This is a genomic window from Pseudomonas sp. PSKL.D1 (genome assembly GCF_028898945.1).
Taxonomy (GTDB): domain Bacteria; phylum Pseudomonadota; class Gammaproteobacteria; order Pseudomonadales; family Pseudomonadaceae; genus Aquipseudomonas.
The window spans coordinates 1,476,365-1,498,645 of record NZ_CP118607.1 but is presented as its reverse complement, the minus strand read 5'-3'; the positions used below and the strand labels follow the sequence as shown (position 1 = coordinate 1,498,645).

Annotated in this window: 21 protein-coding genes; 16 read left to right on the top strand and 5 right to left on the bottom strand. The window is 62.7% G+C overall.

The annotated features are described in order from the left end of the window. Positions 1-22: 22 nt before the first annotated feature. Positions 23-1,321, top strand: a complete 1,299-nt coding sequence (locus tag PVV54_RS06630; RefSeq protein ID WP_274909168.1) for a serine/threonine protein kinase — start codon at positions 23-25, stop codon at positions 1,319-1,321. Then, positions 1,314-2,138, top strand: coding sequence for an MlaA family lipoprotein (locus PVV54_RS06625; protein ID WP_274909167.1), 825 nt, complete (start codon positions 1,314-1,316; stop codon positions 2,136-2,138). The genes PVV54_RS06630 and PVV54_RS06625 overlap by 8 nt, the downstream gene beginning before the upstream one ends. Positions 2,139-2,252: 114 nt before the next feature. Here the strand turns inward: PVV54_RS06625 and PVV54_RS06620 are convergent, their stop codons facing one another. Beyond that, entirely contained in the window at positions 2,253-3,395 is a 1,143-nt protein-coding gene (locus PVV54_RS06620; RefSeq protein ID WP_274909166.1) for a patatin-like phospholipase family protein, read from the bottom strand. 24 nt (positions 3,396-3,419) lie between these two features. Beyond that, positions 3,420-4,355 (bottom strand): lipid A biosynthesis lauroyl acyltransferase, encoded by a 936-nt coding sequence (locus PVV54_RS06615; protein WP_274909165.1) that lies wholly within the window; start codon positions 4,353-4,355, stop codon positions 3,420-3,422. Positions 4,356-4,466: 111 nt separating this feature from the next. Here PVV54_RS06615 and minC point away from each other — a divergent pair, with 111 nt between their 5' ends. The 4 genes from minC to PVV54_RS06595 all read left to right on the top strand — a co-directional run bounded on the left by minC (position 4,467) and on the right by PVV54_RS06595 (position 7,183). Beyond that, positions 4,467-5,231, top strand: a complete 765-nt coding sequence (gene minC, locus PVV54_RS06610; protein WP_274909164.1) for a septum site-determining protein MinC — start codon at positions 4,467-4,469, stop codon at positions 5,229-5,231. Between the two features lie 99 nt (positions 5,232-5,330). Then, positions 5,331-6,143 (top strand): septum site-determining protein MinD, encoded by an 813-nt coding sequence (minD, locus tag PVV54_RS06605; protein ID WP_274909163.1) that lies wholly within the window; start codon positions 5,331-5,333, stop codon positions 6,141-6,143. A gap of 3 nt (positions 6,144-6,146) precedes the next feature. After that, the gene (minE, locus tag PVV54_RS06600; protein ID WP_003252572.1) at positions 6,147-6,401 is read left to right on the top strand and encodes a cell division topological specificity factor MinE; all 255 of its coding nucleotides are present in this window, start codon (positions 6,147-6,149) and stop codon (positions 6,399-6,401) included. A gap of 146 nt (positions 6,402-6,547) precedes the next feature. Beyond that, positions 6,548-7,183, top strand: a complete 636-nt coding sequence (locus tag PVV54_RS06595; RefSeq protein WP_274909162.1) for an RluA family pseudouridine synthase — start codon at positions 6,548-6,550, stop codon at positions 7,181-7,183. 294 nt (positions 7,184-7,477) lie between these two features. Here PVV54_RS06595 and PVV54_RS06590 read toward each other — a convergent pair whose 3' ends face one another. Then, positions 7,478-8,536, bottom strand: coding sequence for an IS110 family transposase (locus tag PVV54_RS06590; RefSeq protein ID WP_274910394.1), 1,059 nt, complete (start codon positions 8,534-8,536; stop codon positions 7,478-7,480). 222 nt (positions 8,537-8,758) lie between these two features. Here PVV54_RS06590 and PVV54_RS06585 point away from each other — a divergent pair, with 222 nt between their 5' ends. From PVV54_RS06585 to PVV54_RS06575, 3 genes are all read left to right on the top strand, one after another. Then, the gene (locus PVV54_RS06585; RefSeq protein ID WP_274909161.1) at positions 8,759-10,048 is read left to right on the top strand and encodes a M18 family aminopeptidase; all 1,290 of its coding nucleotides are present in this window, start codon (positions 8,759-8,761) and stop codon (positions 10,046-10,048) included. A 146-nt stretch (positions 10,049-10,194) separates the two neighbouring features. Continuing rightward, positions 10,195-10,362: a hypothetical protein gene (locus PVV54_RS06580; RefSeq protein WP_170929313.1), complete on the top strand. Its 168-nt coding sequence runs from the start codon at positions 10,195-10,197 to the stop codon at positions 10,360-10,362. Between the two features lie 44 nt (positions 10,363-10,406). Next, complete coding sequence (locus tag PVV54_RS06575) at positions 10,407-12,557, top strand: mechanosensitive ion channel family protein (protein WP_274909160.1); 2,151 nt, start codon at positions 10,407-10,409, stop codon at positions 12,555-12,557. Between the two features lie 3 nt (positions 12,558-12,560). Here the strand turns inward: PVV54_RS06575 and PVV54_RS06570 are convergent, their stop codons facing one another. Next, positions 12,561-13,274, bottom strand: a complete 714-nt coding sequence (locus PVV54_RS06570; protein WP_274909159.1) for a UTRA domain-containing protein — start codon at positions 13,272-13,274, stop codon at positions 12,561-12,563. 315 nt (positions 13,275-13,589) lie between these two features. Here PVV54_RS06570 and PVV54_RS06565 point away from each other — a divergent pair, with 315 nt between their 5' ends. The 6 genes from PVV54_RS06565 (at position 13,590) to PVV54_RS06540 (ending at position 18,880) form a co-directional block, all read left to right on the top strand. Next, complete coding sequence (locus PVV54_RS06565) at positions 13,590-14,648, top strand: ABC transporter substrate-binding protein (RefSeq protein WP_274909158.1); 1,059 nt, start codon at positions 13,590-13,592, stop codon at positions 14,646-14,648. A gap of 156 nt (positions 14,649-14,804) precedes the next feature. Next, complete coding sequence (locus tag PVV54_RS06560) at positions 14,805-15,611, top strand: alkaline phosphatase family protein (RefSeq protein WP_274909157.1); 807 nt, start codon at positions 14,805-14,807, stop codon at positions 15,609-15,611. Continuing rightward, positions 15,608-16,447: an ABC transporter permease gene (locus tag PVV54_RS06555; RefSeq protein ID WP_274909156.1), complete on the top strand. Its 840-nt coding sequence runs from the start codon at positions 15,608-15,610 to the stop codon at positions 16,445-16,447. The genes PVV54_RS06560 and PVV54_RS06555 overlap by 4 nt, the downstream gene beginning before the upstream one ends. Then, positions 16,437-17,222, top strand: coding sequence for an ABC transporter permease (locus PVV54_RS06550; protein ID WP_274909155.1), 786 nt, complete (start codon positions 16,437-16,439; stop codon positions 17,220-17,222). The genes PVV54_RS06555 and PVV54_RS06550 overlap by 11 nt, the downstream gene beginning before the upstream one ends. Position 17,223: 1 nt before the next feature. Continuing rightward, complete coding sequence (locus PVV54_RS06545) at positions 17,224-18,213, top strand: ABC transporter ATP-binding protein (protein ID WP_274909154.1); 990 nt, start codon at positions 17,224-17,226, stop codon at positions 18,211-18,213. A gap of 13 nt (positions 18,214-18,226) precedes the next feature. Beyond that, complete coding sequence (locus tag PVV54_RS06540) at positions 18,227-18,880, top strand: HAD family hydrolase (RefSeq protein ID WP_274909153.1); 654 nt, start codon at positions 18,227-18,229, stop codon at positions 18,878-18,880. Between the two features lie 108 nt (positions 18,881-18,988). Here the strand turns inward: PVV54_RS06540 and PVV54_RS06535 are convergent, their stop codons facing one another. After that, entirely contained in the window at positions 18,989-19,951 is a 963-nt protein-coding gene (locus PVV54_RS06535) for an NAD(P)H-quinone oxidoreductase (RefSeq protein WP_274909152.1), read from the bottom strand. A gap of 142 nt (positions 19,952-20,093) precedes the next feature. On the opposite strand from PVV54_RS06535, the gene PVV54_RS06530 reads away from it, so the two are divergent. Next, positions 20,094-22,175, top strand: a complete 2,082-nt coding sequence (locus PVV54_RS06530; RefSeq protein WP_274909151.1) for a carboxy terminal-processing peptidase — start codon at positions 20,094-20,096, stop codon at positions 22,173-22,175. Positions 22,176-22,281 lie beyond the last annotated feature (106 nt).

Sequence of the window (22,281 nt, the reverse complement as noted above, 5' to 3'; positions counted from 1 at the left end):
GAGTACTTTTCCGGGGGAATACATGCTTCGATCCTGGCGCCTTGTCGCCCTTCTTGGCGGCCTGCTGATGGCTGCAACCGCTTCGGCGCGGGACATCGACGCCGCCAGCTACGGCTTCCCCTTGACCAACCCGTTCGAGGCGACCATCGCCACCACGCCGCCCGAACAGCGCCCGGCGTTGCCCAGCGACGACGAGATCGACCAGGCCGATTACAGCCTCAGCCTGCGCCCGGAGCGCGAGTTCACGCTGCCCGACAACTTCTGGTCAGTCAAAAAGCTCAAATACCGCCTGGCCCGTCAGGACCACGAGGCGCCACTGATCTTCATCATCGCCGGCACCGGGGCGCCGTATTCGAGCAGCATCAACGAATACCTCAAAAAGCTCTTCTACAAGGGCGGCTACCACGTGGTGCAACTGTCGTCGCCCACCAGCTGGGACTTCATGAGCGCCGCCTCGCGCTTCGCCACCCCCGGGGTGAGCAAGGAAGACGCCGAAGACATGTACCGCGTGATGCAGGCCGTGCGTGCCCAGCACCCGCGCCTGCCGGTCAGCGACTTCTACCTCACCGGCTACAGCCTGGGTGCGCTGGATGCGGCATTCGTCAGCCACCTGGATGAAACCCGCCGCAGCTTCAACTTCAAGCGCGTGCTGCTGCTGAACCCGCCGGTCAACCTGTACACCTCGATCACCAACCTCGACAAACTGGTGCAAACCCAGGTCAAGGGCATCGACCGCAGCACCACCTTTTACGAACTGATGCTGGAAAAGCTCACCCGTTACTTCCAGGACAAAGGCTACATCGACCTGAATGACGCCCTGCTGTACGACTTCCAGCAATCGCGCCAGCACTTGTCCAACGAGCAGATGGCCATGCTGATCGGCACCTCGTTCCGCTTCTCGGCGGCCGATATCGCCTTCACCTCCGACCTGATCAACCGCCGCGGCCTGATCATCCCGCCGAAGTTCCCGATTACCGAGGGCAGCAGCCTCACGCCGTTCTTCAAGCGGGCGCTGCAGTGTGACTTCGACTGTTACCTGACCGAGCAGGTGATCCCCATGTGGCGCGCCCGCACCGACGGTGGCAGCATCCTGCAACTGATCAACCAGACCAGCCTGTATGCCCTGGAAGACTACCTGCACAACAGCCCGAAAGTGGCGGTAATGCACAACGCTGATGATGTGATTCTGGGCCCTGGCGACATCGGGTTCCTGCGCCGGGTGTTCGGCGATCGCCTGACCCTTTACCCCCATGGCGGCCATTGCGGCAACCTCAATTACCGCGTCAACAGCGACGCCATGCTGGAGTTCTTCCGTGGTTAACAAATTGCTGCTCGTCACCGCCCTGCTCGCCGCTGGCAATGCCCTGGCCGAAGAGACCGCTCCCCGGGCCAGCGTGGTCGAGGCCGACCCGCAGGTTACCGCGGCGCCCCTGCAACCAGAGGCCGACGGCTTCATCGACCCGCTGCGCGAACTGAAATTCAACCCCGGGCTGGACCAGCGCGAGTTTGAGCGTTCCACCCTGACCGCGCTGAACATCTACGACCCGCTGGAGTCGATGAACCGACGCATCTACCACTTCAACTACCGGTTGGACCAATGGGTGCTGCTGCCGCTGGTCGATGGCTACCAATACGTCACGCCGAGCTTCGTGCGTACCGGTGTGAGCAACTTCTTCAACAACCTGGGTGACGTGCCCAACCTGCTCAACAGCGTGCTGCAGTTGAAAGCCAAACGCTCGGGGCAAATCACCGCGCGCCTGCTGTTCAACACCATCATTGGGGTGGGCGGGTTATGGGACCCGGCCACCAAGATGGGCCTGCCGCGCCAGAGTGAAGATTTTGGCCAGACTTTGGGCTTTTATGGTGTGCCGGAAGGGCCATACCTGATGCTGCCGTTGTTCGGGCCGTCGAACCTGCGTGATACCACCGGGCTGGTGGTGGACTATGCCGGCGAGCAGGCGGTGAACTTCCTCAACATGCCTGAAACCACCACCGACCACCCGGAAATCCTGGCATTGCAGGTGGTGGACAAGCGCTATACCACCAAATTCCGGTATGGGCAGATGAACTCGCCGTTCGAGTACGAGAAGGTGCGGTATGTGTATACACAGGCGCGCAAATTGCAGATAGCCGAGTAAGCAGGGCCGGCCTCTTCGCGGGTAAACCCGCTCCCACAGGGACTAGACAGCCTCGAGACCGGTTCGGTCTCTGTGGGAGCGGGTTTACCCGCGAAGAGGCCCGCGCAGGCAACATCAAATCCCCAGAAACTGGCTGAGCTCGCGTTTTTTGGCCAGCGCATCCCGCCGCCCCAACTCGATCAGTTCACTGCAATAGCTCGCCTCGAACAGCAAATAACTCAACACCCCCGCCCCGCTGGTTCGCGTCGCCCCTGGCCCGCGCAAAAACAGGCGCAGCGCCGCCGGCAACTCGCGCCGGTGCCGCGCGGCGATCTCGTCCAGCGGCTGGCTGGGCGCCACCACCAGCACATCGATTGGTGCCAGGCCCAAGCGCCGGGCATCCAGGTGCGCGGGCAGCAGGTGGCTGAGGTGGTTGAGCCGCTGCAACAGCTCGATGTCATCTTCAAGGCTGTCAATGAACGTGCTGTTGAGCATATGCCCACCAATCTGCGCCAGGCTTGGCTGCTGGCCGCTGAACACCCGTGGGGCCGCCACCGGCGCCGCCGGCCGCTGCGGGTTGCCACTCACCCCAACCACCAGCACCCGGCTGGCCCCCAGGTGTAACGCTGGGCTGATCGGTGCCGACTGGCGCACGGCACCATCGCCGTAGTACTCGTCACCCAGCCGTACCGGGGCGAACAACAGCGGGATGGCCGCGCTGGCCAGCAAGTGGTCGATGGTCAGCGGCGTCGGCACGCCGATGCGTCGGTGACGCAGCCAGGCATCGATGGTGCCGCGGCCCTGATAAAAGGTCACTGCCTGGCCGGACTCGTAGCCGAACGCGGTGACTGCAACAGCGCGCAATTGCTCGGCTGCAAGGGCATGGCCGATGCCGTCCAGGTGCAGGTGCGATGCCAGCAATGTGCGCAGCGGGCTGCTGTCGAGCAGGGCCACCGGGGCTTGCCCGCCAAGGCCCAGCAGGCTGTGGCCGACGAAGCGGCTGGCTTGGCGGATAACCCCGGGCCAGTCGCTGCGCAGCACCAGGTGGCTGCTCAGGTTTTGCCAAAAGGCAGTCAGGCTCTTTACGGCTTCCCCAAAGCGGGTGGCACCGCTGGCCAGGGTCACAGCATTGATGGCCCCGGCCGAAGTGCCGACGATGACCGGGAACGGGTTGTGGGCACCGGGTGGCAACAGTTCGGCGACGCCAGCCAGCACACCGACCTGATAGGCGGCGCGGGCGCCGCCACCGGAAAGGATCAGGCCGGTGGTTGGGGTCATCGGGTCTTCCCTGGTTAGCTGTTATTACCGCTTCTTTTTCTCATACAGCCGCGGCGCCCCATCAGGGCGCGACTTGAACCGCCGGTGCGCCCACAGATACTGCTCCGGGCACTCGCGCAACACCCCTTCGATCCACCGGTTGATGCGCAGGCAATCCGCCTCTTCGCTTTCCCCCGGGAAATCTTCCAGCGGCGGATGAATCACCAAACGATAGCCGCTGCCGTCTTCAAGGCGCTTCTGGGTGAACGGAATCACCTGTGCCTTGCCCAGCCGGGCAAACTTGGTGGTGGCAGTGACAGTGGCCGCCGGGATGCCGAACAGCGGCACAAACAGGCTTTGCTTGGCGCCATAGTCCTGATCCGGCGCATACCAGATTGCCCGGCCCGAACGCAGCAGCTTGAGCATGCCGCGTACGTCCTCACGCTCCACCGCCAGCGAATCGAGGTTGTGCCGCTCGCGGCCACTGCGCTGGATGAAGTCGAACAGCGGGTTGCCGTGCTCGCGGTACATGCCGTCGATGGTGTGGGCCTGGCCCAGCAAGGCGGCGCCGATTTCCAGGGTGGTGAAGTGCACGGCCATGAGGATGGCCCCCTGCCCGGCCTGCTGCGCAGCCTGCAGGTGCTCGATGCCTTCGATGTGCGCCAGGCGCGCCAGCCTGGCCTTGGGCCACCACCAGCTCATGGCCATTTCGAAGAACGCAATGCCGGTGGAGGCGAAGTTGGCCTTGAGCAAACGGCGCCGTTCGTCAGCCGACAGCTCCGGGAAGCACAGCTCCAGGTTGCGCGCGGCAATACGCCTGCGCTCGCCGGCCACGCGGTACATCAACGCGCCCAGGGCAGCGCCGAGCCACAGCAGGGCGCGGTAGGGCAACTGCACCACCAGCCACAGCAGGCCCAGGCCCAGCCACAGGCCCCAAAACCTGGGGTGGAAAAAGTAGGGTCGAAAACGCGGGCGTTCCATTGAAGCTTCCGGTAAGACAAAGGCCGTGCATTCTACATCGGTTCGGTGCCGGTTGCGGCCAACCGGTCTTATCGTTATAAGTCAGGGCACTTTTTTCGCAACAAGCCGTCTATGCAGACCATGAGCACAAACCCAACACCCGACTCCGCCTCCGTGTTCCAGCTCAAGGGCAGCATGCTCGCCATCACCGTGCTGGAACTGGGCCGCAACGACCTGGAAGCCCTCGACCGCCAATTGGCGGCGAAAGTGGCTCAGGCCCCCAATTTCTTCAGCAACACGCCGCTGGTGCTGGCCCTGGACAAGCTGCCGGCCGGCGAAGGGGCCATCGACTTGCCGGGGCTGATGCGCATCTGCCGCCACCACGGCCTGCGCACGCTGGCCATCCGCGCCAACCGCATCGAGGACATTGCCGCCGCCATCGCCATCGATCTGCCGGTGCTGCCGCCATCCGGTGCCCGCGAAAGGCCGCTGGAGCCCGAGCCCGAGGTGAAAAAGCCCGAGCCAGCCCCTGCGCCTGCGCCCGCGCCCGCGCCCGAGCCGGAAGTGCGCCCGACCCGCATCATCACCTCACCGGTACGCGGTGGGCAGCAGATTTACGCCCAGGGCGGCGACCTGATCGTCACCGCTTCGGTCAGCCCGGGCGCGGAACTTCTGGCCGATGGCAACATCCATGTGTACGGCGCCATGCGCGGCCGGGCGCTGGCCGGCATCAAAGGCAACACCCGGGCCCGTATCTTCTGCCAGCAGATGACCGCCGAAATGGTCTCGATCGCCGGCCAGTACCGGGTGTGCGAAGACCTGCGCCGCGACCCGCTGTGGGGCGCCGGCGTGCAAGTCAGCCTGTCCGGTGATGTGTTGAACATCACCCGCCTTTAACGGATACTTGCCGTCATTTTTAGAGCAACTTTTTCATCTGTTGCCATTTTTTGCATTTTGCTGGGACGCCTGTCCCGACTTATTTAGGGGTGAAACACCTTGGCCAAGATTCTCGTGGTTACTTCCGGCAAGGGGGGTGTGGGCAAGACCACCACCAGCGCCGCCATCGGTACCGGCCTCGCACTGCGTGGCCACAAGACTGTCATCGTCGACTTCGACGTGGGCCTGCGTAACCTCGACCTGATCATGGGCTGCGAACGCCGCGTGGTGTACGACTTCGTCAACGTGGTAAACGGCGAAGCCAACCTGCAGCAGGCCCTGATCAAGGACAAGCGCCTCGAAAACCTGTACGTGCTGGCCGCCAGCCAGACGCGTGACAAGGACGCGCTGACCCAGGAAGGCGTCGAAAAGGTGCTGATGGAGCTCAAAAACGAGTTCGAATTCGTCATCTGCGACTCCCCGGCCGGTATCGAGAAGGGCGCGCACCTGGCGATGTACTTCGCCGACGAAGCCATCGTCGTGACCAACCCGGAAGTGTCCTCGGTACGTGACTCCGACCGCATGCTGGGCATCCTGTCGAGCAAGTCGCGCCGCTCGGAAGCCGGCGAAGAGCCGATCAAGGAACACCTGCTGATCACCCGCTACAACCCGGAGCGCGTCGAGCGCGGCGAAATGCTCAGCATTGCCGACGTCGAAGAGATCCTGGCGATCAAACTGCGTGGTGTGATCCCTGAGTCCCAGGCCGTGCTCAAGGCCTCCAACCAGGGTATCCCGGTCATCCTCGACGACCAGAGCGATGCCGGCCAGGCGTACAGCGACACCGTCGATCGCCTGTTGGGCAAAGAGAAGCCGATGCGCTTCATCGACGTACAGAAGAAGGGATTCTTCGAGCGCATTTTCGGGAGTAAATAAACCATGAACCTTTTTGACTTCTTTCGTGGCAGACAGAAACAGACCAGCGCGTCGGTAGCGAAAGAGCGTCTACAGATCATCGTGGCGCATGAGCGCGGCCAGCGCAGCGAGCCGGACTACCTCCCGGCGCTGCAGAAAGAACTGCTCGAAGTGATCCGCAAGTATGTGAACATCGGCAACGATGATGTGCACATCGAGCTGGAAAACCAGGGCAGCTGCTCGATTCTGGAGCTGAACATTACTTTGCCGGATCGTTGATTCGGTTTTGATCGTTGGGGCTGCGTTGCAGCCCAATCGCGACACAAGGCCGCTCCCACAGGGGGAATGCATACTCCATGTGGGAGCGGCCTTGTGTCGCGATTGGGCCGCAAAGCGGCCCCAACTTTCTCAATAGAGACCCCGCAATGCCGCTGTCAAACATCCAGATCCTCCACGAAGACGCCGCCATCCTGGTGATCAACAAGCCGACCCTGCTGCTGTCGGTCCCCGGCCGCGCCGAGGACAACAAGGACTGTCTGATCACCCGCCTGCAGGAAAACGGCTACCCGGATGCACTGATCGTGCACCGCCTGGACTGGGAAACCTCCGGCATCATCCTGCTGGCCCGCGATGCCGACAGCCACCGCGAGCTGTCGCGCCAGTTCCACGACCGCGAAACCGAAAAAGCCTACACCGCGCTGTGCTGGGGCCAACCCGCGCTGGACAGCGGCAGCATCGACCTGCCCCTGCGCTACGACCCGCCCACCAAGCCTCGGCATGTGGTGGACCACGAACAGGGCAAGCACGCGCTGACCTTCTGGCGCATCGTCGAGCGTTGTGGCGATTACTGCCGGGTTGAGCTGACGCCGATCACCGGCCGTTCGCACCAGTTGCGCGTGCACATGCTGTCGATCGGCCACCCGCTGCTGGGTGACCGTTTGTATGCCAACCCGCAAGCGCTGGCGGCCCATGAGCGCTTGTGCCTGCATGCGTCGATGCTGAGCTTTACCCACCCGGTTTCCGGGGAGCGGTTGAAGTTCGAGTGCCCTGCGCCGTTCTGAATCGGTGTTGCCTGCATCGCGGCTGAAGCCGCTCCTATGTATGGACTCGCCCACACTGTCTAGCTGCTTTTTGAACATAGGAACCCGGTTGCATCTATGTATCAGGCCTATTCGAGGAAGCTTTTCGCTTCTGGCCAACATCGTGGTGAGCTCGCAGTTTGCCGTTTACATTGAGGCCATAATGTTGCCGGGCCTGTAGGAGCGGAGGCATTTCTCTGCGACGGTCTTACCAAGGGGCAATGTTCACTAGCAGGGGTTGGGGCGCGCAGCGCCCCGGTGGCATTGCTCGGTTGATCAGCTGCTCATGGCAGCCTCCTCATGACCTTTCGGTTTGCGTTGATAAACCTGATCACTTTGCAGCAGTGACCAAATAATGCGCAGATTTCGATTAGCCAGTCTGATCGCCGCCTCCTTGCGCCCAAGGCGGGATAGCCAGCGCAAGAGGCGGCGATCATCTGGCTGATCGGAATCAGGCTTTAGCTGACTCAAGACAGCATGCGCGCCTTGAATCATCAAGCTGCGTATGTAGCCGTCACCTCGCTTGCTCATTCTGCCCAGCCTGATTTTGTTTCCGCTGCTGTGCTGGTCGGGCACGACACCGAAGAAAGCAGAAAACATCCGGCCACTGGCGAAGCGTGCAGGTTCTGTCTCTTTCGCCACGATCGCCGTGGCGATGATGGGGCCGACACCACGAATGGTGATCAACCGTTGTGCGACCTTATCCTCTTGGGCTGTCGCTTCGAGCCGCGCACTTAGCGTCGCAATGCGCTCACTCAGAAAGAGCCAGTCAGCTAGCAGTTCATCGAGCAACTCGCGCAACAAATCAGGCAGGGGCAAGGAGGCATCCTCAAGAGCTCGCGGTACATGTGTACTGATCGCGGTATCACCTTGGGGCATGGATACACCATGCTCAAGCAGCAAGCCACGCATCTGATTACCCAGCGCTGTATGTCGCTTGATGTTGCCGCGCCGGATACGGTGCAGCGCCTGAATAGTCAGTGCTGTGGTGCTCTTGACCGGTATCGAGGCGATGCTGCTGTCGCGACCAGCGCGCAAAATGGCATGAGCGTCGTTACGGTCGTTCTTGGCGCCACTGCGGTGCTCGGCCACGCGTTGCGCAGGCAGAATGCGAACCGGATTACCCTTGGCCTGCAGCAACCTGGCCCAGGCTTGCGCACCCGGACCACACTCCATCAAGACAGTTACCGTCACTGGCACCTTGAGTAGGAAATCATGGAAAGCCTGTCGGGATTTGATGCGATCTTCGTAGATCACCCGACCGGTAGCATCCTCGCCTGCTAACTGGAAGACCTGTTTGGCCAAGTCTACGCAGATGGTTGTGCAAAGCTCCACATCAGTGGAAGACAGGGAATCGTGCTTCGAACTATGCTTTTTCATGGTCTCGCCCTCGCTGCCGTTGGCTTCTTCGAACGCCACCGTGGCACTGTGATGCCTCGGCGGGGGCGAGTCCATCGATTACACGTTGGTTGTAGGAGCGGCTTCAGCCGCGATCAAGCCCACACAAATTTGTAACCATCTGCGCTAAACTCGCGCCACTGCTGTCTGGAGTGAGCTATGCGCGAAGCACTGAATACCGGCCTGATCGAATTCCTCAAGGCCTCCCCGACGCCCTTCCACGCCACCGCCAGCCTGGCCCAGCGCCTGGAAGCTGCCGGCTACCAGCGCCTGGACGAGCGTGACAGCTGGGCCACGGTGCCCGGCGGGCGCTACTACGTCACCCGCAACGATTCCTCGATCATCGCCATCAAGCGGGGCTTGCAAGCCCCGCTGCTGAACGGCATCCGCATGGTCGGCGCACACACCGACAGCCCGTGCCTGCGGGTGAAACCGCAGCCCGAGCTGCAGCGCCAGGGCTTCCTGCAACTGGGTGTTGAAGTGTATGGCGGCGCGCTGCTGGCGCCGTGGTTCGACCGCGACCTGTCGCTGGCGGGGCGGGTTACCTTCCGCCGTGATGGCAAAGTCGAGAGCCAGCTGATCGACTTCAAGCTGCCGATCGCGATCATCCCCAACCTGGCGATCCACCTCAACCGCACCGCCAACGAAGGCTGGCAGATCAACCCGCAGAACGAGCTGCCGCCGATTCTGGCCCAGGTGGCCGGCGACGAGCGCATCGACTTCCGCGCCGTGCTCACCGAGCAACTGGCCCGCGAGCATGACCTGAACGCCGACGTGGTACTGGATTACGAGCTGAGCTTCTACGACACCCAGGACGCTGCGCAGATTGGCCTGAACGGTGACTTCATCGCCGGCGCCCGCCTGGACAACCTGCTGTCGTGCTTTGCCGGCCTGCGAGCGCTGCTGGCGGCCGACAGTGACGAAACCTGCGTGCTGGTGTGTAACGACCACGAAGAAGTCGGCAGCTGCTCGGCCTGCGGCGCCGATGGCCCGATGCTGGAGCAGACCCTGCAGCGCCTGCTGCCGGACGGCGACGCCTACGTGCGCACCATCCAGCGCTCGCTGATGGTCTCGGCCGACAACGCCCATGGCGTGCACCCCAACTATGCCGACAAGCACGACGGCAACCACGGGCCCAAGCTTAATGCCGGGCCGGTGATCAAGGTCAACAACAACCAGCGCTACGCCACCAACAGCGAAACGGCGGGCTTCTTCCGCCACCTATGCATGGCCGAAGAAGTGCCGGTGCAGAGCTTTGTGGTGCGCAGCGACATGGGCTGTGGCTCGACCATCGGGCCGATCACGGCCAGCCACCTGGGGGTGCGCACGGTGGACATCGGGTTGCCGACGTTCGCCATGCATTCGATTCGCGAGCTGTGTGGCAGCCATGACCTGGCGCACCTGGTGAAGGTGTTGACAGCGTTTTACCGCAGCCGCGAATTGCCGTGAGTTTGATGTAGGCGGGGCCGGCCTCTCGCGGATAAATCCGCTCCTACAGAGCCCGTGTAGGAGCGGATTTATCCGCGAGAGGCCGGCACAGGCCTACACCCACCGCTATGCTTATGACATGCCCCAAAGCAAAAGGATTGCTGCCCATGTCCCCGTTCCTGTCACTGTTCGTGCCGGTGTTTCTGTTCCTGATGCTGCTGACCATCGGCTTCAGCCTGCGCGAGCGCAACATCGGCGTACTGATGATGTGGATCGGCACCCTGGGCATCTTCGGCCTCACCTGCTGGAAGATCCTGGAGAAACTGCCGTCATAAACCTCTACACTCGGTCAATCGTTTGACCTGAGGTAGATTTCCCGGTGCCTGCCCTCCTGCGTTGCCTTGCCCTGCTGCTGTTTCTGTTCATCACCCCGGCACACGCCGCGGGCCTGCCTGGCCTGCTCGGCTCCAGCACACCTGCCCAGCCCGAGGCCACCGAGCCGCTGGGCAAATCGCTGGACGAGGTGATCAAGAACCTGGAAAACGACCAGCAACGCGCCAAGCTGCTGGCCGACCTGAAAAAACTGCGCGACGCCACCAAGCAATCGCAACCCACCGTCGAACAAGGCGTGCTGGGGCTGATTGGCGGCGCCCTGCATGATCTTGAAAAACAGTTCAGCGGCGATGCCAGCCCGTTCTACCGCTGGTCCGAGGAAATCAGCCAGGCCCAGGAGGAACTCGCCGCGCTGGTGGTGCCGGTGCACCAGTGGCCGGCGATTCTGTTCGGCTTCGCGGCGGTCATCGCGGTGTGGAGCCTGCTGGCCTACGCCTTCAACTGGATCGGCCACCGGGTACGAGTGCGCTTTGGCCTGAGTGAAGAGTTGCCCCAACACCCGCGCACCTGGGACCTGGTGCGCTTTGCCCTGCGCAAGCTGGGGCCGTGGCTGGTGGCGCTGGTGTTCACCGTGTACCTGAGCTTCGCCCTGCCGCCATCACTGGGCAAGTCGCTGGCCATGGTGCTGGCCTACGCGCTGGTGGTGGGCACCTGCTTCTCGGCCATCTGCGTCATCGCCTTTTCGCTGCTCGACGGCCCGCACCGCCACCGGGCGCTGTACATCCTGCGCCACCAGGCGTTCCGCCCGCTGTGGCTGATCGGCAGCTTCGCCGCGTTCGGTGAAGCCATGAGCGACCCACGCATGACCAGCGCGCTGGGCACCCACCTGGCCCATGGCCTGGCCACCCTGGCCAACGTGATTGCTGCCTTGTGCACGGGCCTGTTCATTTTGCGCTTCCGCCGCCCGATCGCTCACCTGATCCGCAACCAGCCGCTGGACCGCCGCCTGACCCGCCGCACCCTGAGCGACACCATCGAAATCCTCGGCAGCTTCTGGTTCGTACCGGCCATGATCCTGGTGGCCATTTCGCTGTTCGCCACGTTCGTTTCGGCCGGCGACACCAGCACTGCCCTGCGCCAGTCGCTGATGTGCACGGTGCTGGTGGTGGTGTGCATGGTGCTCAACGGCCTGGTGCGGCGCCATGCCGCCAAGCCCAAAAGCAACAAGCGCCAGGCAGTGTACGCCGAGCGCCTGAGCAATTTCGCCTATGCGCTGGTGCACCTGGGCATCTGGCTGCTGTTCATCGAACTGGGCCTGCGGGTATGGGGTTTGTCGATGATCAGCTTCGCCGAGGGCGAAGGCCATGAAGTGAGCGTGCGCCTGCTGGGCCTGGCCGGCACGCTGATTGCCGCCTGGCTGGTGTGGATCCTTGCCGACACCGCCGTGCACCACGCGCTGGTGCGTTCACGCCGGGGCCTGGCCAACGCCCGCGCGCAAACCATGATGCCGCTGATCCGCAACGTGATGTTCGTGGCCATTTTCATCATTGCGGTCATCGTTGCACTGGCCAACATGGGCATGAACGTCACACCACTGCTGGCCGGTGCCGGTGTGATCGGCCTGGCCATCGGTTTTGGCGCGCAATCGCTGGTGGCCGACCTGATCACCGGGCTGTTCATCATCATCGAAGACTCGCTGGCCATCGATGACTACGTGGACGTGGGCGGGCACCTGGGCACGGTCGAGGGCCTGACCATCCGCACCGTGCGCCTGCGTGACATCGACGGCATCGTGCACACCATCCCGTTCAGTGAGATCAAGAGCATCAAGAACTACTCGCGGGAGTTCGGCTACGCGATTTTCCGCGTGGCGATCCCGCACAGCATGAACATCGACCAGGCCATCAAGCTGATCCGCGAGGTGGGGCAGAAGCTGCGCAATGACCCGCTGATGCGCCGCAACATCTGGTCGCCGCTGGAGTTGCAGGGGGTGGAGAGTTTCGAGTCGGGGTCGGCGATCTTGCGGGCACGGTTCAAGACCGCGCCAATCAAGCAGTGGGAGGTTTCGCGGGCGTTCAACCTGGCGTTGAAGCGGCAGATGGATGAGGCCGGGGTGGACCTGGCGACGCCGCGCTTGTCGGTGCAGGTGGTGACGGCTGGTGGGGGCGCCATGGCTGAGGGCAATACGTCCAGTTAGGGCTCACCCCGCCTGTGCTCTAATGCGGATCGCATCATGGCGCCAGTACTCCAGGTCACAGTCGATCAGGTGCCCGTGCTGATCACTGTTGACCCGGGTGATATGCAACCCAGGGCTGCCGGTTGACACCTTCAATGCTGCGGCTGCCTCCACGGGCAACGCCGTGGGCAGGATCTCGAAACACACTTGCCCGTACTGAATGCCGTACGCCCGGCCATAAATTTCGGTCAGTGATTGCGCCAGGTCCTGTTCAAGGATGCCGGGGAAGTACTTCGGGTTGAGGTAATGCTCGGCATACAGCACTGCCCGCCCGTCAATGCGCCGCAACCGACAGATGCGCACCACGCTCGATAACGCCGGCAACTGCAGGCGCGCACAAATGGCCGCCGAGGCTGGCTGCAACCGCGCCGACAGCAACTCGGTACTGGCCACCCGCCCCTGGTTGCGCACCATCGCATGGAAGTGGCTGCGCTCGATCAGGTCGTAGGTCAGCCGTTGGGGTGCCACGAACCAGCCGCGCCGCTCTTCGCGGTAGATCAGCCCCTGGGCCTCCAACTGCACCAGCGCCTCGCGCAGGGTGATGCGGGTGGTATCAAACACCTCGCTGAGCTTGCGTTCGGCTGGCAGCTTGCCGCCCGGCGCCAGCAGGCCGTGCTCGATCTGCTCCTGCAAGGCATGGCAGATGGCTGTTACCGCTCGCGGTGGCGTGGATTGCATCAAAGGTTACCTATCTGGACTAGTCCAGCCCCATAAAGGGGCAAGTGGAGGATAGTGCAAGCCTAGGCAGGGCTGATGAACATCCTGTGACAGAGGCTTGTACAAGCCGATGCCAGAAGCGGGCCAGCGCAGCAAAATCGCGGCTTTGGTTGTGGTCTACGCTGTACGTTCAGGAAGCCCGGGCGCCGGGCTCAGGCCTTCCCTACATCAAATTGTCACGCAACCGGCCTACCTTGGCTCAAGGTTTGCTGACCTAGACCAAAGGTCCCCTGCATAACAACAACCGCTACAGGCACCCACCACCAGGAGCTACGGATGAAAAAGTTCTTCATGGCGTCACTGCTCGGTTCGGCTATCGCGTTCTGCACCTCGGCCATGGCCGCGGACCTCAAGGCACTGGAAGACGCCGCCCGCAAGGAAGGCACCGTCAACAGCGTGGGCATGCCCGATGCCTGGGCCAACTGGAAAGGCACTTGGGAAGACCTGGCCAGCAAGTATGGCCTCAAGCACAGCGACACCGACATGAGTTCGGCCCAGGAAGTGGCCAAGTTCGAAGCCGAGAAGGACAACGCCAGCGCCGACATCGGCGACGTGGGCGCCGCCTTTGGCCCGATTGCCGCCGCCAAGGGCGTAACCCAGCCCTACAAACCCAGCACCTGGGACCAAGTGCCCGCCTGGGCCAAGGACAAGGACGGCCACTGGGCCTTGGCCTATACCGGCACCATCGCCTTCATCATCAACAAAGACCTGGTGAAGGAAGAAGAACGCCCGAAAACCTGGCACGACCTGGAAAAAGGCAAGTACAAGGTGGCTATCGGTGACGTTGGCACTGCCGCCCAGGCCGCCAATGGCGTGCTGGCTGCCGCCATCGCCTACAAAGGTGACGAAACCAACGTCGCCCCGGGCTTGCAACTGTTTACCAAGCTGGCCCAGCAAAAGCGCCTGTCGCTGGCCAACCCGACCATCCAGACCCTTGAAAAAGGCGAAGTGGAAGTGGGCGTGGTATGGGACTTCAACGGCCTGAGCTACCGCGAGCAGATCGACCCCAAGCGCTTCGAAGTGCTGATCCCGGCTGATGGTTCGGTGATTTCCGGCTACACCACCATCATCAACAAGTACGCGAAAAACCCGAATGCGGCCAAGCTTGCGCGTGAGTACATCTTCAGCGATGCCGGGCAGATCAACCTGGCCAAAGGGCATGCGCGGCCGATCCGTGCCGAGCACCTGACCCTGCCGGCGGATGTGCAAGCCAAGTTGCTGCCGAACGAGCAGTACAAGGTGGCGCAGCCGATCAAGAATGCCGAGGCGTGGGAAGCCACATCGAAGAAACTGCCGCAGATGTGGCAGGAGCAGGTGATTATCGAGATGGAGTAAAGCAGGATTGATTCGGGGCTGCTGCGCAGCCCATCGCGACACAAGGCCGCTCCCACAGGGCCAGCGTCGCCCCAGAGGTTTTCACTGTCCCTGTGGGAGCGGCCTTGTGTCGCGAAAGGAGGGCGAAGCCCTCCCCGCTGCCCTACGGAGTATTGAATGAGCCACAACGTCATCCTGGTCTTGCTAGACGGCCTCAACCACCAAGTGGCCCACCACGCCATGGGCCACCTGCACGCCTACGTCGAAGCCGACCGCGCCGCGCTGTACCGCGTGGAATGCGAGCTGCCGTCGCTGTCGCGCCCGCTGTACGAGTGCATCCTGACCGGCGTGCCGCCCATCGAAAGCGGCATCGTGCACAACAACGTCAACCGCCTGTCCAACCAGCGCAGCGTGTTCCACTATGCCCGCGAGGCCAACCTGGGCACCGCGGCGGCGGCGTACCACTGGATGAGCGAGCTTTACAACCGCTCGCCCTTCGACCCACAGCGCGACCGCCATACCCACGCGCCAAAGCTGCCGATCCAGCACGGGCTGTTCTACTGGGACGACCGCTACCCCGACTCGCACCTGCTGGCCGACGCCGAATACCTGCGCCGCCGCCACGCGCCCAACTTCTTGCTGGTGCACCCGATGAGCATCGACGACACCGGCCACCGCCATGGCCTGGACAGCAGCCAGTACCGCAACGCCGCGCGTACCGCCGACATCCTGCTGGCCGATTACCTGCCACGCTGGCTCGAAGAGGGTTATCAGGTGCTGGTCACCGCCGACCACGGCATGAACAACGACCGCTCGCACAACGGGCTGCTGGCCGAAGAGCGCGAAGTGCCGCTGTTCGTATTCGGCGATGCCTTCAGCCTGGACCCGGCCGCCAAGCCCCTGCAAACCGAACTGTGCGGCACCATCTGCGAGTTGCTGGGCGCGCCCCATGACAAAACCGTGTGCCGGGAGTTGCTCGCGTGAATGCCGGCAGCCGTGGCCGTTACCTCGCCCTGCTGTGCCTGCTGCCGTTCGTGGTGTTCTTCGTCATCTTCCAGGTCGCCCCGCTGGCCTGGGTGGCGATCCACAGCCTGCAATCGGAGGCGGGCTGGGGGCTGGACAACTTCAGCAAGGTATTTGCCTCGAAGTTCTACCTGCAGGCACTTCAACGCAGCCTGGAGATCAGCTTCTGGTCGAGCCTGTTCGGCATCGTGATTGCCACCGTGGGTGCCTATTCGCTGCGCCAGGTGGACTCGCGCCTGCGCGACTTCGTCAGCGCCTTCGCCAATATGACCAGTAACTTTTCCGGGGTGCCGCTGGCATTTGCCTTCATCATCCTGCTCGGCTTCAACGGCGCGCTGACCTTGCTGCTGAAGCAAATAGGCCTGCTGGAAGACTTCAGCATCTACTCCAAGAGCGGGCTGATTCTGGTGTACACCTACTTCCAGATCCCCCTGGGCGTGCTGTTGCTGTACCCGGCCTTCGACGCCCTGCGTGAAGACTGGCGCGAATCCGCCGCGTTGCTGGGCGCCAGCCACTGGCAGTTCTGGCGGCACATCGGCCTGCCGGTGCTGACCCCTGCCCTGCTCGGCACCTTCGTCATTCTGCTGGCCAACGCACTGGGCGCCTATGCCACGGTGTATGCCCTAACCACCGGCAACTTCAACGTGCTGCCCATCCGCATTGCCGCGCTGGTGGCCGGTGACATCACCCTCGACCCGAACCTGGCCAGCGCCCTGGCCATGGTGCTGGTGGGCCTGATGACGCTGGTGACCGTGGTGCATCAATGGCTGCTGAAAAGGAGCTACCATGCGAGCTGAATCCAGCCTGTACCACCGCGTGGTGGTGTACCTGCTGTTCCTGATCCTGCTGCTGCCACTGGCCGGCACCCTGCTCTACTCGCTGGCCACCAGCTGGTCGGCCAGCCTGCTGCCCAGCGGCCTGACCCTGAAATGGTACGTGGCACTGTGGAGCGAGCCGCGTTTTCTGGCCGCCTTCGGCCAATCGCTGCTGGTGTGCGTGGGTGCGCTGGTGCTGTCGGTGGTGCTCATCCTGCCGTTGCTGTTCGTGGTGCACTACCACTTCCCCAAGCTCGACGCGCTGATGAACATCCTCATCCTGCTGCCTTTTGCGGTGCCGCCAGTGGTGTCGTCGGTGGGCTTGCTGCAGCTGTACGGCAGCGGGCCGATGGCCATGGTCGGCACGCCGTGGATCCTCATCGGCTGCTACTTCACCGTCGCCCTGCCGTTCATGTACCGGGCCATCACCAACAACCTGCAAGCCATCAACCTGCGCGACCTGATGGACGCCGCCCAGTTGCTGGGCGCCAGTACCTGGCAGGCCGCCTTGCTGGTGGTGCTGCCCAACCTGCGCAAAGGCCTGATGGTGGCGTTGCTGTTGTCGTTTTCGTTCCTGTTCGGCGAGTTCGTGTTCGCCAACCTGCTGGTGGGCACCCGTTACGAAACCCTGCAGGTGTACCTGAACAACATGCGCAACAGCAGTGGCCACTTCAACAGCGCGCTGGTGATTTCGTACTTCGCCTTCGTGCTGGTGCTGACCTGGGTCGCCAACCGTTTGAACAAGGACAAAACCTGACATGAGCTTCGTCAGCGTACAGAAACTGCACAAACGCTACGCCGGCACCACGGTGTTCGAAAACATCGACTGCCAGATCCAACGCGGCGAATTCGTCACCCTGCTGGGCCCTTCCGGTTGCGGCAAGTCCACCCTGCTACGCTGCATCGCCGGGCTGACCCCGGTGGACGGCGGGCAGATTATGCTCGATGGCCAGGACATCGTGCCGCTGAGCCCGCAAAAGCGCGGCATCGGCATGGTGTTTCAGAGTTACGCGCTGTTCCCCAACATGACCGTGGAGCAGAACGTGGCGTTCGGCTTGCGCATGCAGAAGGTCAAAGCCGACGAAAGCCAGGCGCGAGTGCGCGAAGCGCTGGAGCTGGTGGAACTGGGCAGTTTTGCCGGGCGCTACCCGCACCAGCTGTCCGGTGGCCAATGCCAGCGCGTGGCGCTGGCCCGCTCGCTGGTCACCCGCCCTCGCCTGTTGCTGCTCGACGAGCCGCTGTCGGCGCTGGATGCGCGCATTCGCAAGCACCTGCGCGAACAAATCCGCGCGATCCAGCGTGAGCTGGGGCTGACCACCATCTTCGTTACCCACGATCAGGAAGAGGCGCTGACCATGTCTGACCGCATCTTCCTGATGAACCAGGGCCGCATCGTCCAGAGCGGCGACGCCGAAACCCTCTACACCGCGCCCGTCGACCTGTTTGCCGCAGGCTTTATCGGCAACTACAACCTGCTCGACGCCGACAGCGCCAGCCGCCTGTTGCAGCGCCCGGTGGCCAGCCGCCTGGCGATCCGCCCCGAGTCGATCACCCTGGGCCTGAATGGCGAGCTGGACGCCGAAGTGCGCAGCCACAGCCTGCTCGGCAACGTCATCCGCTACCGGGTGCAGGTGCGCGAGGTGGAGCTGGTGGTGGATGTGCTCAACCGTTCGCCGGCCGACCTTCACGCCGACGGCAAGCGTGTATCCTTGTCGATCGACCCCACGGCGCTACGGGAAGTGGCTTAAGGAGATTCAACGCATGGCACTGGCAATTTTCGACCTCGACGAAACCCTGATCCACGGCGATTGCGCGTCGCTGTGGAGCGAGCAGATGGTGAAGCTGGGCTGGGTTGACGGCGAAAGCTTCTTGCGCCGCGACCGCGAGCTGATGGACGCCTATGGCAGGGGCCACCTGCGGATGGAGGACTACATGGCCTTCAGCCTGGAGCCGATTGCCGGGCGTACGCTGGAAGAAGTCGAGCACCTGATCGAGCCATGGGTGGAGGATGTGATCGAGCCGATCATTTACGGCGATGCCTGCCGCTGCATTGCCCAGCACCGCCATGACGGGGACCGCATCCTGATCATTTCGGCCTCGGGCTCGCACCTGGTAGGGCCGATTGCGGCGCGGCTGGGGGTGGACGAGTATCTGGCCATCGACCTGGAAGCGGAACACGGGGTATTTACCGGCAAGACCCATGGGGTGCTGACTTACCGTGAAGGCAAGATCACCCGGTTGCTGGAGTGGCTGGACCAGGAGCAGGAGAACCTGGAGGGGGCGAGTTTCTATTCGGACTCGCGCAATGATCTGCCGTTGTTGCAGAAGGTGGATTATCCGAAGGCGGTGAACCCGGACCCGGTGTTGCGTGAACATGCCGAGAAGCATGGCTGGCCGGTCTTGAGCTGGAGCTGAAACAGTGCCGGCCTCATCGCGGATAAATCCGCTCCTACAGGATCGGCATCCGTCTTGTAGGAGCGGATTCACCGAGACGTCGGACCGCCGCGATATGGCCTGATCTTCTTAAGTCAAACTCGGATCAATCACCATCACCAACTTCCCCGACACCTGATTGCTCTCAAGCTCGGCATACGCCGCCTGGGCAAACTCAACCGGGTAGGTATCGACCAACTGCGGCGACAACCGCCCCTCGGCAAACAGCGGCCATACCTGCTGTTGCAGTTCACGCAGCAATTCGGCCTTAAAGCCGTCGTCACGGTTGCGCAGGGTTGAGCCGGTAATTTCCAGACGCTTGCCCAGCACCTGTGCCAGGTCCACTTCGAACTTGCGCCCACCCATCAAGCCGATGATCACCCAGCGCCCATCACGCGCCAGCAGCTTGAGGTTGAGTTCCCCGTAACCGGCCCCGACCGGGTCGAGAATCACATCGAAAGGCCCGAAGCCCTCCAGCGCATCGAGGTTCTCGTTGCGCACCACCCCCCCAGCAGCCCCCAAAGCTTCGCAATAGCTCAGGCGCTCCTGCGACCCCACGCTCACATACACCGGGTTGCCAAACGCCTTGCACAGCTGAATCGCCGCCGAGCCCACGCCACTGGCACCCGCGTGCACCAAGACCTTCTCCCCGGCCTTTACTGCACCGAGCTGGAAGATGTTCAGCCAAGCGGTGGCATACACCTCTGGAAGCGCCGCCGCTTCATGCAGGCTCAGGCCTTCGGGCACGGGCAGGACATGGCGGGCATCAACCACCACTTCTTCCGCAATGGCACCGCTGGCCAGCAGCGCGCACACACGGTCGCCCACCCGCCAGTCGGCCCCTGCACCCACTTCTTCGATCACCCCGGCGCACTCCAGGCCCATGTAAGGGCTGGCCCCCGGCGGCGGCGGGTACAACCCCTTCATTTGCAGCAGGTCGGCGCGGTTCAGCCCCGCGGCAGCCACCCGAATGCGTACCTGCCCCGCGTCACAGGCCGGGCGTTCGGCCTCGATCCAGGCCACATGTCCGTCAACGCCTTGCAATGCCTTCACAGTGCCTCCATAGTTGAATCACATGACTGGGCCTGGGGTATGCCTACCCCAGGCTTTTTGCAGTATTTGTCCGGCTCCATGGAACCGGCAACGGAAAAGACGGCCTACTATGCGTGATCAATTGCCTCCACGTCGAATCAGCATGAAGCATTACCTACCTAGCACCGCCCTGGCCCTGATGATCGGCCTGGGTAGCCTTGCGCTCGGCGGCAATGCGGCGGCCGCCAACAAATGGGACAGCCTGCAGCCGGACCGCGACGAAATCGTCGCCAGCCTTAATGTGGTGGAGCTGCTCAAGCGCCACCATTACAGCAAACCGCCGCTCGATGACGCCCGTTCGGTGATCATCTACGACAGCTACATCAAGCTGCTCGACCCAGCCCGCAGCTACTTCACCGCGGCTGACATTGCCGAGTTCGACAAGTGGAAGACGCAATTCGACGACTTCCTCAAAAGCGGCAACCTCGACCCTGGCTTCACCATCTACAAACGCTACCTGGACCGCGTGAAGCAGCGCCTGGACTTTGCCCTGGCCGAGCTGAACAAGGGCGTCGACAAGATGGACTTCACCACCAAGGAAACCTTGCTGATCGACCGCAAGGACGCCCCGTGGATGAAGAACCAGGCCGAACTGGACGACCTGTGGCGCAAGCGCGTCAAAGACGAAGTGTTGCGCCAGAAGATTGCCGGCAAAGAGCCCAAGCAGATTCAGGAAACCCTGACCAAGCGCTACAAGAACCAGCTTTCGCGCCTGGACCAGACCCGTGCCGAAGACATCTTCCAGGCCTACATCAACACCTTTGCCCAGTCCTACGACCCGCACACCAACTACCTGTCGCCAGACAACGCCGAAAACTTCGACATCAACATGAGCCTGTCGCTCGAAGGCATCGGCGCGGTGCTGCAAAGCGACAACGACCAGGTCAAGATCGTGCGCCTGGTGCCGGCAGGCCCTGCAGCCAAAACCAAGCAGGTGGCCCCGGCCGACAAGATCATCGGCGTGGCCCAGGGCAACAAGGAAATGGTCGACGTGGTCGGCTGGCGCCTGGACGAAGTGGTCAAGCTGATCCGCGGCCCGAAAGGCTCCGTGGTGCGCCTGGAGATCATCCCGGCCAGCAATGCGCCAAGCGACCAGACCAGCAAGATCGTTTCGATCACCCGCGAAGCGGTGAAGCTTGAAGAGCAGGCAGCCAAGAAGTCGGTGCTCAAGCTCAAGCAGGACGGGCGTGACTACAAACTGGGCATCATCGAAATCCCGGCCTTCTACCTGGACTTCAAGGCTTACCGTGCCGGTGACCCCGAGTACAAGAGCACCACGCGCGACGTGAAAAAACTGCTCACCGAGCTGCAGAAGGAAAAGGTCGACGGCGTGGTCATCGACCTGCGCAACAACGGCGGTGGCTCGCTGCAGGAAGCCACCGAGCTGACCAGCCTGTTCATCGAAAAAGGCCCGACCGTGCTGGTACGCAACAGCGACGGCCGTGTGGACGTGCTGGAAGACGAAAACCCCGGCGCCTTCTACAAAGGCCCGCTGGCGCTGCTGGTAAACCGCCTTTCGGCCTCGGCCTCGGAGATTTTCGCCGGCGCCATGCAGGACTACCACCGTGCGTTGATCATCGGCGGCCAGACCTTCGGCAAAGGCACCGTGCAGACCATTCAGCCGCTCAACCACGGCGAGCTGAAACTGACCCTGGCCAAGTTCTACCGGGTTTCCGGGCAGAGTACCCAGCATCAGGGCGTGCTGCCGGACATCGATTACCCGTCGATCATCGACACCAAGGAAATCGGCGAAAGTGCCCTGCCCGAAGCCATGCCATGGGACACCATCCGCCCGGTGGTCAAGCCGGCGGCCGACCCGTTCAAGCCGTACCTGGCCCAGCTCAAGGCACAGCATGAGGCGCGCAGCGACAAGGATGCAGAGTTCACCTACATCCGTGACCGCCTGGCCCTGACCCAGAAGCTGATGAACGAGAAAACCGTCAGCCTCAACGAACAGGACCGCCGCGCCCGCCACGATGACATCGAGGCCAAGCAACTGGCGCTGGAGAACATCCGCCGCAAGGCCAAAGGTGAAGAGCCGCTCAAGGAGCTGAAGAAGGAAGACGAAGACGCGCTGCCGGCCGAGGACGAAAACACCAAGCCGGAAGACGACGCCTACCTCTCGGAAACCGGTCGCATCCTGATCGACTACCTGAGCGCCAGCACCAAGGTGGCCAAGCAGTAACGACGAGTGATGGCAGATTAATGTGACCTGTCATCAAACAGTCATCGCGCTGTCGTGAAATAGCGGGGCCGGGTATGCAAATGCCCGGCCCTTTCATTTTCAGGAT